This window comes from Maridesulfovibrio ferrireducens, assembly GCF_900101105.1.
GTDB lineage: Bacteria > Desulfobacterota > Desulfovibrionia > Desulfovibrionales > Desulfovibrionaceae > Maridesulfovibrio > Maridesulfovibrio ferrireducens.
Window position 1 is genome coordinate 586,155 of the sequence record NZ_FNGA01000001.1, and the last position, 12,997, is coordinate 599,151.

Consider the following 12,997-nt stretch of genomic DNA (forward strand, 5'->3'; position numbering starts at 1 on the left):
TAAACCTCCGGCTTTATCATTTATTGCCTGCCGAATAATCTGTATTAAACGCCAATTACTCGACAGAGCAATACAGCAATTGCAAAAAGCGTGCTACTGAATAACCATATCTGTAAAATATACCTGCGAAACCTTAGCTCCACCCATAATCTGGTTGAGCCGGTCTACAATTTCTTTCTTTAGGAGAATCTTGTTCTCCATACTGGACAAATCCTGAAAAGTTTTACTGGAAAGAAGCAGAATAAGCGTATCCTTAACCATCGGCTCTTTCTTATTAAGCTCCGCAACAGCTTCTTCGCTGATGACTTCTACATCAATACCCAATTTCAAATATCTTCGTCCAAGCGGGTCAGCAAGGTTTACAACAAAAGTCGGCAAAGTAACGGTGAAACCATCACCGGGCAAGGGAGCAGCATTAGGATCAACTGCTTCTTCGGTTTTTGAAACTTCAGCCGCATCTTCCGGCGCTCCTGCAAAAAACTTCTGATAGGCGAAAAATCCGCCGCCGCCGAGAACTGCAAGAAGCAGAACAAGAATAATCCACTTCAGCATGCTGCCTTTTTTCTTCGCTTCCTGTCCATTTTCTTCGGCCATGATATTCAGCCCTCTCCAGTGTTACTTTACTAAATTACGAATACCCGCCCAAATGGGGAGTTGTTTTAATCAAAATTTCTACTCGTCTGTTCTGGCCCCTGCTTTCCGGCGTTGTATTACTATACATCGGATAGGTAGGGCCATAGGCTGACATAGTAAGCCTGTGGTTAGAAATACCCTGTTCAACAAAATAAGTAAGCACGGCTATTGCCCGCTGTCCCGAAAGTTTAAAATTGGAAGGACTCATTCCCCCCACATCATCAGTGTAGCCAGAAATATTGATATCCGCCGCCCCTAGATAACCAAGAACAGGAATCAGTTGGTAAAGCAGAACTTTTGCATTGTCATCAAGTTCATACTTGCCCAGCGGGAACAGTAGCTTGTCTGTAAGTACAAGGGCAACCCCTTCCGGCTTTGCAAGAACTTTCAAATTCTCTTCAAGTGTCGCCTTATCCATATCCGGGGGAAGAATCTCATCGGGAAACAACAAGTCCTTAATTCTGTTTTGCTTTTCCAGAACTTCCCAGGGACGCTCAAGCATTTCACTGACCATTGCAACTTTGGCTGTAACCCGCCCAGATCCTCTTTTTGAAAGAAAACCGAGCTCCGCCGGAGTAATCGTAACCCTTGTAATAAAACTCTGATCCATGGATGCCATACTGAGCAAGAGCACAAAAAATGTCAAAAGAAGCGTAACAAGATCAGAAAATGTGACCAGCCAGGCTCCACCCGGATCAGGAAATTTTTTCTGTTTTTTTTTAGCCATAATTTGAATAATCGCTACTGCTTGCTCTGTTTTGGCTTCGCGGAATCCTTTATCGGAAAAACGAAACCGTCATAATCAAAACTACCATCGCGCTTTTCTATTTTTTTAGGCTGATATTCCTTAAGTTCCCGCTCAACAGAAGGATTTCTTGTATCCAGCACAATATCAACCCTGCGATTTTTAAGCCGCCCCTCCGGAGTAACATTGGGATAGCGGGGATTAAACTTTCCAAAAGCTTCTATTTTAAGCATCTCTGGATTCATGCCGCTCTGAACAAGATGAGTGTAAACAGAAAGCACCCTGTCCAATGAAATTTTCCATGAAATATCAGGAATAAGATCCTTATCTTCCACCCTGTAATCGTCACCGAGTTCATCCCGTAAAATAGACGTATGCCCGGCAAGCATAATAGGATTGGTAACACGTTTTAAAACCGGAATAGCTGTATCCAGTATCTTCCGGCCTTCAAGTGAAAGTTCGGAACTGTCCGGCATAAACAAAACATCCGCACCGATAGAAATAATCTGAACAAATCTATTAGACTCAAAGCGCAAATCATCTTCTGTAAATTCCCAGAGCATCGGTTTTACGGGCTCAAGATCATTCTTAACTTCAAGCGGACCGACTTCAATAGTTCTGCGCGTATCTGTCGTGGAAAGAACGTCATACCCTTTAGTTCCAAAACCGAAAGTTCCGATAATTGATCCGAGAACAACCAACTTTCTGCGTTCATCAACCACCGACATACTTACCAAAAGCACAAAAAAAGTGAGCATCAATGTCATGAGATCACTGAATGTAATAAGCCAGAGCGGCTGCCCCTCAGGAGGTACCTGTTTTTTCTCTCTACCCATTCGCCCCCCGATCAAATCCCTTAAAACATATTATGAACCGGATTTGAAAAAATACACTTCAAGCCTAATCTACAATTCTACGAATTTTAGGAGGCAGGAAGCTGTTGAGCTTTTCTTCAATAATCTTGGGATTCTCACCTTTTGAAATAGAAATGATACCTTCCATTACCATTTCACGCAGAAGCACTTCTTCCTTACTGCGGGTTTTAAGCTTACCGGACATCGGAGTGAACACAAGGTTGGCCAGAATCGCTCCGTAAAGCGTAGTAAGCAGCGCAACAGCCATCGCAGGTCCGATTGAACTAGGATCACTCATGGTCTGGAGCATCTGCACCAAGCCGATAACAGTTCCGATCATTCCCATTGCAGGGGCAAAATCAGCAAAGACTTTCAGAATTTCAGCCCCTGTTTCGTGCCTGTTTTCAAGGTACTGAATTTCCGTTTCAAGAATTTCCTGAATTACCTGAGGCTCAAGACCATCAACGGTCAGCTGCAAACCTTTACGTAAAAAGTCATCTTCAATGCTTTTAAGTGCAGGTTCGAGAGAAAGGATTCCTTCGCGGCGGGCGCGATTGGCAAAATCCATAAATTTAGCAATGATATCAGAAGGAGATTCAAGGCTTGAGAAAAAGGTTTTCTTGATGACTCCTACGACACCGATAATGTGTCCTGCAGGATAATTAACAAGAGATGCTCCGATAGTTCCTCCGATAACAATAAACACAGAAGGAACAGAAATAAAAATACCCAAAGGACTCCCGACAAGGATAGCCGCGATTACCAGTCCAAATGAAAGAACTATTCCTATTACGGTACCCAGATCCATTTAGTCCGCCTATCCCTGTGTTGTGAGTCGGAGACTTAACTCAATCTCTGACCAAAAATTCTTGTTCCGACTCTGACCATTGTAGAGCCTTCCTCAATCGCAACTCTGAAATCCCCGGTCATCCCCATGGACAACTCAGGAAGCTTGATGCCGAACAACTTTTCCATGCCCTCGGAAAGCATGCGAAGTCTTGCAAAATATGGCCGCGCTCCTTCCGGGTCTCCGAAAAAAGGGGGAAGAGCCATAAAACCCGTCAACTTTAAATTATCCAAAGCAGATATTCCTTCAATTAACGAAGGGAGCTGCTCTTCGGACACTCCGCTTTTCTGCTCTTCTCCGGCGGTATTAACCTGAATCAGAATGTTTTGAACAACACCAAGTGATTGTGCTTTTTTATTCAAAAGTTCTGCCAACTTAATTGAATCAACACTATGTATAGCGCAAAACCTTCCGGAAACATACTTCGCTTTCTTGGACTGAAGACCGCCGATGTAATGCCAGTCAATATCCAAAGAAGCCAATTCGTCCTGTTTTGCGAGAGCCTCCTGCACGTAAGACTCACCAAAACATTTATGCCCGGCTTGATACAAAATTTCAATATCAGAAGCCGGATGCAGCTTCGAAACGGCCATCACAGCAACAGATCCGGTCTTTCTTCCAGTCTTTGCAACTGCGTCAGCAACGTCTTCATTAACTGCCGCGAGGTTTTCTATAAGTTCTTTTTCCCTACTTTCCATCTGCTTACTACCAACCGTATTGAACCGGCTTATATTAAATTTCGGTTGTTATTAAATATTTCTTTAATAAAAAGAAAATAAAAGAACAAGAAAGCTCTTCATTTACCACTCTAAAACAAATCACTCAGGTTAAAAAAAGCTTTCTCGTTTTTATGACCTCAACAAAACAGATTGTCTGCTATTCTCCAAGACCGATCGATCTCAAGAACCCAACGTCTTCTGTCCAGCCTTCTCTAACCTTAACCCAAAGTTCAAGCATAACCTTCTGCTCAAGCATTTCTTCTATTTCAGTACGGGCCTTGATACCTATTTTCTTAAGGTTTTGACCGCCCTTACCGATGATCATGCCCTTATGGTTACTCTTAGTGGTGTAGATAATGGCACCGATATTAACAAGATTTTTCTCTGGATCTTCATTCCAGAACTCAATCTCAACGGCAGTGGAATAAGGAAGTTCCTGCTGAAGACTCATGAAAAGCTTTTCGCGAATAACTTCGGCAGCCATGAAGCGCATTGGAACTGTAGAAATCTGATCGTCAGGGAACATGGGAGCGCCTTCAGGCAGTGCTGCTTTGATCTTATCAAGCAATACGTCCGCGCCGTCTCCTTTGCGTGCTGAAATCGGGAAAAATTCAGCATCAGGCCACATTGCCTGCGCCTTTTCCATGACCGGCAAAAGCATAGCCTTATCTTTAACTTTATCGATTTTATTTACTGCAACATAAACAGGACGGCCTGAACCGTTGACCGGCTTTACCAAAGGAGCCAGTTCCTGTTCCATCAGGTGAGGTTTGGATGCAAAAAAGGCGGCATCAAAAAGAACGACAATGATATCTGAACTTGAAAGAGCATCCCATGCGGTCTCAAGCAGAAAGCGATTCATCTTTCCGCGCATTCTATGAATTCCCGGAGTATCAAGAAATACTATCTGAGACTCGTCATCACTGAGAATCCCGCTGATACGGTTACGGGTGGTCTGGGGCTTGGGAGAGACAATCGCCACTTTCTGCCCGAGATAATGATTCATAAGTGTACTTTTGCCCGAATTCGGGGGTCCAAGAAGCGCTACAAATCCGAATTTAAATTCCGACATTTATTTATCCTCATTTATTATTTCAACCCGCATATTTTTTTAAAAAAGCGGAATAAAAATTATATTTTCTTGTTTTAAAATTATTCTCTACCGAAATAACTACACGAAAAAAACGGTACACGCCAATTTTCTTATCGTCAGTTATTTACAACTAAAGGCAACCATACTTTTAACAATCAAGCCCTTCCCAAGCATGCTCGGGAAGGGCTTTGAAACACATTTATAACCTAGACAAAATCTAGCATTTGTCTAGAACCATACAAATATACTTATAAAACAAACAGATATTCACTACTCTTCTTCTTGAGTATAGCCACATCCTTTTTCAGGACAGGCAATGTGAGTTCCTTTTGCTTTTGTTGTCTTTTTGACAAGCACAGGGTGTCCGCACTTAGGACAAGGTCCATCAATAGGCGGATACCACACGGCATAATCACAATCAGGATACTGATCGCAAGAGAAAAAGATTTTCCCCCGGCGAGAACTTTTTTCTACAAGCTCACCTTTGCAACCTTCTTTCGGACATTTAACTCCGGTAGAAAAAGGCTTCGCAAACTTACAGTCAGGATAATTGCTACAGGCAATAAAGCGACTTCCTGTTCTGGCTCTCTTTATTATGAGATCACCCTTACAGTCCGGGCATACACCCACAACCTGCGATTCTTCCGTTTCAACAACTTTAATAACGCCGTCATCATCACGCGCAAAGTTTTTAATACTGCGACATTCAGGATAACCCGTGCACCCGAGAAATTCACCTCTGCTGGAACGCTTGATTGCCATAGGCAAGCCGCACTTTTCGCAGAGAACTCCGGTATCTTCGGCTGGCTGATCTTCCAGAACTACAATCTGACCTTTATCATCACGAGTAAAGTTAACAATACTTTTGCATTCAGGATATTTTGAACAACCTAAAAATTCTCCGGTACGTCCGAACTTGATAACCATCGGAGCACCGCATTTTTCACACATAATCCCGGTATCCTCGCCGCCGCGCTTCATCTCTTTCTGCGCAGTTTCAAGGGTGGGATAGAATCCATCAGCAAAGGTTCTCATCAAGGAAGTCCACTGAAGTTTACCTTCAGCAACATCATCAAGCTGTTTTTCCATGGCGGCGGTAAACCCGACATCCATCAATTCCTTGAAATGCTCACTGAGCTGATCGCTGACAACAAAACCGAGTTCGGTCGGTACAAATTTTTTCTCTTCAATGACCACATATTCGCGATCCTGAATTGTAGAAATAATCGCAGCGTAAGTAGACGGACGCCCTATTCCTTTTTCTTCAAGCTCACGAACAAGCGAGGCTTCGGAATAACGGGCAGGAGGCTGAGTGAACTTCTGTTCTTTATCAATTTTATTGACCTTGAGATTCTCACCTATTTCCAACTTCGGAAGCTCGATAAGTTTCTCATCGCCAGTCTTACCTGTTACGCGCATAAATCCGGGGAAAAGTAATCTTTCGCCCTTGGAACGCCAGATGGTTTCGCCAGCTTCAACGGTCACTACAGTATCCCAGAAACGGGCCTGCGCCATCTGTGAAGCAATGAACCTGTCCCAGATAAGTTTATAAACTTTAAACTGATCAGCCGGCAAAAACGGCTTTACATCATCAGGCTGAATCGCGGCATCAACAGGTCTGACTGCTTCATGAGCATCCTGCGCGCTGCCTTTTGATTTGAAAACTCTGGCCTTAGGTGGATAAAATTCTTTTCCGTACTTCTCGAGGATGAGTTTTTTCGCTGCATCACGAGCTTCATTCGCGATTCTGACTGAGTCAGTACGCATATAGGTGATAAGAGCTGTTGTGCCTTTATCGCCCAATTCAACCCCTTCATAAAGTCTCTGGGCAAGAGTCATGGTGCGCTTGGCAGAATATCCTAGTCTGCGGTTAGCATCCTGCTGAAGAGTAGAAGTAATATATGGAGGCAGCGGGTTACGCTTGCGTTCTTTTTCAGTAAGGTCGGTAATTTTAAAAGGAACATCCTGAACGGACTTCTCAAGTGCTTCAGCTTGCTCAGCAGAACTGATCTCGGCCTTTTTCCCTTTAAACTTCCAAAGATCGGCACTGAACGGAGGAGGATTATTGCCTTCCAGTTCAGCTTTAAAGAGCCAGTATTCCTCAGGAATAAACACTCGCCTTTCTTTTTCACGCTCGACTACAAGTTTAAGCGCAACGGACTGAACCCTTCCGGCTGAAATTCCGCGCTTAACTTTTTTCCATAAAATAGGAGAAATTTTATAACCGACAAGACGGTCGAGAATACGGCGGGCCTGCTGAGAATCAAAAAGCTGCTCATTAAGCGGCTGAGGATTCTCAAGGGCTTCTTTAACGGCACGCGCTGTAATTTCGTTGAACTGAATACGACTTACGTTTTTATTAACGTCCTCAAGAATGGCCGCAACGTGCCATCCAATAGCTTCCCCTTCTCGGTCGGGGTCAGGTGCCAGATAGACGTGGTCAGCTTTGGCTGCCGCTTTTCTCAGTTTACTTACCACATCCTCTTTACCGGGGATGATCTGGTATTGAGGTGTGAAATCACCTTCTTCATCAACACCAAGCTTATTCTTTGGCAAATCTCGGACGTGACCGACTGAAGCGGCCACTTGATAGTTTTTACCAAGGAACTTGCTGATGGTCTTCACCTTTGCTGGGGACTCGACGACAATAAGATCTTTACTCATAGTTTGGAGCCTATAACCATCAAGAGGACACTATGCAACCATAAAAACAACATGAAAACAAATTATAGCCCTTAAAAAGAAGTGCATAGAGGGTGTAAGGGTTATTATTAAACCCGCTAACAATCAGGAAGAAATGATTTTTTTAACTTGGACAACTTAGTCTGTAAAAATTTTACATCATTTGAATCGCGTGCAGATAATTCAAGCTCCTTAGCAGCCACACTTACATCAGGAAGTCCGAAAGTTCTGGCTGAACCTGCAAGAGCGTGGGCTCCTTTATATAAGTTTTCAAGAGCATCTTCGCTGCCGGATGAAGCATACTCGGATAAAAATCCTTCAATCTTCATAACTCGATCTCCAAGATCAGCGGCATATCGTTCATTCAATTCAGCCAGTTTTTTTTCCAATTCATTCACGTTTCACCCCTGTAGACAATAAACTTTGTGGACCGTTGTAGATCTATTTTTAAGATTGGAGACTCTGCTTCCGTTCTTTGCGCTTTTCTTTCCATTCCATGAATCCCATAAGAAGATCCCATTCGACCGGTATAATGAACAAAGTCAGGAAAGTCGCAGTACAAAGCCCTGTTACAAAGGTTGAAGCCATGGCTCCCCAGACCAGTGAATACGATGGAAAACCTATCGCCATCGGCAATAACCCGAGAGTTGTGGTCAAAGTTGTAAGCAAAATCGGCCTGAGTCTTATTCTGACTCCTTCACGGAGTGCTTCTTTGCGGCTCAATCCGGCCTGATAAAGTTTATTAATAAAATCCAGTAACACTAGCGAATCATTAACAACAATCCCTGTGACACCCACAGTTGCGATAAAGCTGTTCACCGTAAATATGGTTTGCGACAAGAATGTGCCGAGTATAACCCCTGTCAGTGAAAAAACAACCGCGGAAAGTATGATCACAGGTTGAAGGTATGATTGAAACTGAGTCGCTAAAACCAGATAAATTATCAATATTGCGGTAAAAAAGGCGTATATAAGGGAAGTATACGATTTTCTTGTAGATTCAAATTCACCGGAAAAATTAATAGAAGCTCCGGGAAAATCTCCGCGCACGGATTCATAGAATTTTTTAATCCTGTTTACCGCAGTAGGTGAAGAAAGCCTTGAACCCGGTTTAATATTGGCTGTGATCGTCACAGCACGCTGACTCATAAACCTGTTGAATTGCCCCGGCTCCATATAAATAGATGCCTTACACAAATCTCCGAGCCTGAGAGGACTTTCGTTATGCTCCAGTACCGGAATGCTGAGAGCATCCTCAGGTGAAGTTAGAAATTCAGGATCTATCTTTAGACGCAGGTCTACATCTTCGTCAGCCAGTCTGAATTCTCCTACAAAACGACCATCCAAAACCGAGCCGGATAATCTTGCAACCTGCTTCGGGTTAAGCCCGTATTCTGCGATACGTTCATTTATGGGTAAAAATCTGAAGATTCTATTGGGAGTACCATCATCTTTACCAAGATTAACAAGCTCAGGCCCTAATTCTTCATTTCCTTTTATAAAATCAAGTATTACTTTTGTCAGTTCCTGCACTGCCCCATGATCAGCGCCGAGCACTCTAATGTTTAAATCTTTTCCGGTGGGGGGCCCGTCTTTTTCAGGACGAACGCGAAGAGTCCAGCCCTCTTCACCGAATTTTTCAATTTCCTTTCTGATAAATTCCAAATGAGTTCCGGGATCATTTTCAGGAGCATCAGCAAAGACCTGTTTATTTTTTGCGGGCAGTTCAATTACGATATTTCCTAAGTTGCTGCCATGCACCATTTCATAATCTTCATTTTGATAGAATCCGGCAAAAGCAGTAGCTGATTTAGACATGCCCGGTCCCATTTTTTCAATATACACCGACATTCTTTTCAACTTGTCAGATGTAATTTCAATGGGAGTTGCAACCGGACCTTCCATTTCAATATAATACAGGCTGTAATCATCAGGGAAAAACTTGATTTTAATCAGCGGAATTGCACCGGAAACAGATACCCCCAGAATAAATATCGCCAGAACAAAAGCAGCAAAAACTACAGAGAGTGAAGTAAAACGGAACCGCATAACAAGTGAAAGCAATTTATCAGTCCAACGCCTTAAAGGACGCATAAAAACAGGCTCGTGTGCTAACTTATCGCTTCCCTTGGAAAGTTTTTTAGCTCCCGGCCAATCGAGAAAATGAGAAGGAAGAATCACCAGACACTCAATCAGAGAAGCAATCAGCGCAAAGGTTACGGCTTTTGGAACCTGAGCAAAAAATTCACCTGTCGATCCAGACATAATAAGCATGGGTAGAAACGCCGCAACAGTCGTGGCGGTGGCTGAAATAACAGGCCAGAAAACCTCAGAGGTCCCATCCACAACAGCTTCCCGCAGATTTTTGCCTTCCTGAACATGACGAAAAATATTCTCAACGACTACGATTGCGTCATCAACAATTATTCCGCTGACCAGCACAAAGGAAAAAAGAGTAATCTGATTAAGAGAATTACCTGTAAGATGCATGATTGTCATAGTCACAAGAAAGGCAAAAGGAACTCCGATTGTAGTCAACATCGCGTTACGGAACCCCATAACAAGATAGATCACCACAAAGACAAGCCCGATACCTACAAGCAGGTTAAGTCCCAGCGTTTTCATGGCCTCATCAATATGAAGTCTCTGATCGTTGGTCAGTACAAGCTTAACCCCTTCACGCTCAAGAGCTTCTTTAAATGAAGCCACGACAACTTCGACTTCTTCCGCAATCGTAACCGCGTTTCCGTCTCTGGTTTTAACGATTTTAAGGGTTACGGCATTTTGACCGTTAATGGACGTTATCACCTGCGGATCACGGTAGGAAACCCGCGCATCACTCATAACATTGCCAATCGTTACAAACGAACCGTCTCCGTCCATGCGAATAATAGTCTCCGCTATCTCCTCTCTGGTACGAAACCGTTCATCAACAACAATTACATACTCTCCGGTATTAGAAACAAAGTCTCCGGCAGGAATAGAAATATTTGCATCTTCCAAAGCTCTGGCAGCATCTTCGAAAGTTATCTTAGTGCGAATTAATTTTTCAGGATCTAAATTTACATGGAATTCACGTACATATTCACCCTCAATCTCGACTTGATTGACTCCTTGAATTTTACGCAGCGGCACCTTCATTTCGTCCGCCATCATTGCAAGAGCACGGTTGGCTCTATCACCCACAAGGCATACCCTGATAACAGGGAGCCATTCACTCACATTAATTTCCATAAAGGACGGCGGGTCCATCTCTTTTGGCAGGTCATTTTGAATAGAAAGAACTCTGAAACGCAGTTCATCATAACTTGTTTTGTAATCTGTATCATCGATGAATTTTACAAGAACACTGGACCGTTCACGAAAGGAGCGTGATCGGATGTATTCGACGTTCTCCAGATCATCAAGCGCGTCCTCAATCTTCTTTGTTACTAGAGCTTCAACGTCTGCGGGGGATGCACCCGGTAAGAATCCCGTGATCACAACCTTACCCATGTGAACATTCGGATAACGTTCAACAGGAAGATCATATGCACAGAAAAGACCGACCACCATCAGCAATATAAAAATTATATTTATAAAAACAGTCTGTTTCAGAGTAAACCGCATCAGTCCCTTCATGTGAAGGCTCCTTGTCAGATTGAAATTAACCTTGATAACCGTTCAAGAAATACTATGGCTTCAATAAAAACTGTTCACCAGCTTTGACGGCTCTTGAGGAGACACGGACTTTGCCATCCTTTGTTTTGCCAAGAACTAAAACTTTAACCCTTACGCCGTCGGGTCTGACAAGAAACCGGTCATCATAGGCTTTAACCATCGCAGATTCGGGGACAATCACAGAGCCGCCCTGATCAGGCATTTCAATCTTTAATTCTGTACGAAGCCCGCCTCTGAACTTAAAATCTCCGCTGGAGATTTCAAAACCTACATCAATTTTACGAGTTTCAGGATCAAAATCAGGAGAAATACGCTCAAGCTTTGCTTCAACAGATTTATCAATATCAGGGAGATCAAGAGTAACCTTGCCTTCCATTTTATTAATTTTTTCAAGTTCTTTCACTGTAAGGGCATAAGGAACTAAAAGAATTTTAAAATTACCGAGTTCTGCGACCTTTTCACCTTTAGTCACCCACTCTCCCGGCTCAATATAGCGCTTAACGACCTTCCACCCTACGGGAGCACGCAGGGTATAGCGGCGTAAATGCTCCTGATCAACGTTAAGCTTAAGCTGTAGCGACCTGAGAAGGCTTTCGGCGCTTTTAAGATTACGGATATGCAGATCAAGCTCAGACTGAGCGGCCGTATTCTTTTTAACCAGCTTAATATAGCGCCCTGCCTCTTTATGATAATAATGCACATCGGACTTAAGCCTCTCGGTGTCAGCCTTCAACTGCGCAATTTCGAGCTTGATAAACTTTGGATCAAGATCCGCAAATAAGCCATCTGCACCGATTGTGTCCCCGATATCTGCATGAACGTTGATACACATAGCGGACTCTTCACTCACCAGAGTCATTTCGACTCTAGGCCGAGTAAATCCGGTTAAGGATATAACCCGTGCAGCCGGTATGGCTTCAAATACTTCCGGCGAAGAAGCCCCAACCGTTGTAGGAACTGTCAGACCAAGCAGCACAACCAAAAGAAAAGAAAGAAAAAAATCAATACAGCTATGTTTTATCTTCATATTGCTTAGCCTTTTTCAATTTTTCACGCTCAATTTGCGGAATAGTTATAAAATCTAAAACATCTTCAAAAATATTATCCATATCTATATCAGGTAAACAACATTGCAGTTTGCCGGTTGCCGCCAACGAAGCCAGCCCGTGAACAGAAGCCCACAAAGCCGCCACAGCCGTATCAACCGAAATATCTCCCACAACTCCGGTTGCAATACACTCGCGCACGGTCTCTTTAAAATTCAAGAAATTCTGATGAGGCTTGCCTAACCATTTTTCAGAGGAACAAAACGATGGAGTCGCTTTGATAAAAAGAAGATCATAATATTCAGGCTCTTCCCTTGCAAAATTAAGATAAATACGCCCACCTTCTCTGACCCGCTGAAAAGGATCTTCAATATCTGGCAGATGCTTTTCCATTTCAGCAAACCTCTGCTGTCCTTCCTCTCGAAGACAAAGAACAAGCTCTTCTTTGTTCTTAAAATAACGGTAAAGAGCAGCGGGGCTGTAATCTATCCGTGAAGCTATTTTGCGCATCGAAACATTATCAAAACCGTCCTTGGCAAAAAGCTCTTTTGCAGCATCAATAATCAGCTGCCTCATACGATCATGTTCTATTTTCTTTCTGGTGGATGTTGTCATGAGAATAGAACTAGCAAGCAGTGTTCACTTTGTAAACACCGTTCACGCTTCTTCTGACACCCTTTTGGGGGGCAAAATATACATGCATAGGTCACAGCTGACC

11 protein-coding genes are annotated in these 12,997 nt (G+C 43.2%); all 11 read right to left on the bottom strand.

Annotated features, from left to right (window positions below; translation table 11 throughout):
- Positions 1 to 93: 93 nt before the first annotated feature.
- The 11 genes from BLT41_RS02620 to BLT41_RS02670 all read right to left on the bottom strand — a co-directional run bounded on the left by BLT41_RS02620 (position 94) and on the right by BLT41_RS02670 (position 12,894).
- Positions 94 to 594 (bottom strand): flagellar basal body-associated FliL family protein, encoded by a 501-nt coding sequence (locus BLT41_RS02620; RefSeq protein WP_092157970.1) that lies wholly within the window; start codon positions 592 to 594, stop codon positions 94 to 96.
- Between the two features lie 34 nt (positions 595 to 628).
- The gene (locus tag BLT41_RS02625) at positions 629 to 1,360 is read right to left on the bottom strand and encodes an OmpA family protein (RefSeq protein ID WP_092157972.1); all 732 of its coding nucleotides are present in this window, start codon (positions 1,358 to 1,360) and stop codon (positions 629 to 631) included.
- A gap of 14 nt (positions 1,361 to 1,374) precedes the next feature.
- Positions 1,375 to 2,214: an OmpA/MotB family protein gene (locus tag BLT41_RS02630; protein ID WP_092157974.1), complete on the bottom strand. Its 840-nt coding sequence runs from the start codon at positions 2,212 to 2,214 to the stop codon at positions 1,375 to 1,377.
- A gap of 64 nt (positions 2,215 to 2,278) precedes the next feature.
- Positions 2,279 to 3,040: a motility protein A gene (locus tag BLT41_RS02635; protein ID WP_092157976.1), complete on the bottom strand. Its 762-nt coding sequence runs from the start codon at positions 3,038 to 3,040 to the stop codon at positions 2,279 to 2,281.
- Between the two features lie 35 nt (positions 3,041 to 3,075).
- Positions 3,076 to 3,777 (bottom strand): YggS family pyridoxal phosphate-dependent enzyme, encoded by a 702-nt coding sequence (locus tag BLT41_RS02640; RefSeq protein ID WP_092157978.1) that lies wholly within the window; start codon positions 3,775 to 3,777, stop codon positions 3,076 to 3,078.
- A 178-nt stretch (positions 3,778 to 3,955) separates the two neighbouring features.
- Positions 3,956 to 4,870 carry a GTPase Era gene (gene era / locus BLT41_RS02645; RefSeq protein ID WP_092157980.1) on the bottom strand — a complete coding sequence of 305 codons (915 nt, stop codon included), beginning with the start codon at positions 4,868 to 4,870 and terminating at the stop codon, positions 3,956 to 3,958.
- A gap of 291 nt (positions 4,871 to 5,161) precedes the next feature.
- Complete coding sequence (gene topA, locus BLT41_RS02650) at positions 5,162 to 7,555, bottom strand: type I DNA topoisomerase (RefSeq protein WP_092157982.1); 2,394 nt, start codon at positions 7,553 to 7,555, stop codon at positions 5,162 to 5,164.
- Between the two features lie 116 nt (positions 7,556 to 7,671).
- On the bottom strand, positions 7,672 to 7,971 hold the full coding sequence (locus BLT41_RS02655) for an Hpt domain-containing protein (RefSeq protein ID WP_092157984.1): 300 nt from the start codon (positions 7,969 to 7,971) through the stop codon (positions 7,672 to 7,674).
- A gap of 49 nt (positions 7,972 to 8,020) precedes the next feature.
- The gene (locus BLT41_RS02660; RefSeq protein ID WP_092157986.1) at positions 8,021 to 11,194 is read right to left on the bottom strand and encodes an efflux RND transporter permease subunit; all 3,174 of its coding nucleotides are present in this window, start codon (positions 11,192 to 11,194) and stop codon (positions 8,021 to 8,023) included.
- 52 nt (positions 11,195 to 11,246) lie between these two features.
- On the bottom strand, positions 11,247 to 12,260 hold the full coding sequence (locus BLT41_RS02665; RefSeq protein WP_092157988.1) for an efflux RND transporter periplasmic adaptor subunit: 1,014 nt from the start codon (positions 12,258 to 12,260) through the stop codon (positions 11,247 to 11,249).
- Positions 12,244 to 12,894 (bottom strand): TetR/AcrR family transcriptional regulator, encoded by a 651-nt coding sequence (locus tag BLT41_RS02670; protein ID WP_092157990.1) that lies wholly within the window; start codon positions 12,892 to 12,894, stop codon positions 12,244 to 12,246. Before BLT41_RS02670 ends, BLT41_RS02665 begins: the two co-directional genes overlap by 17 nt.
- Positions 12,895 to 12,997: the final 103 nt, after the last annotated feature.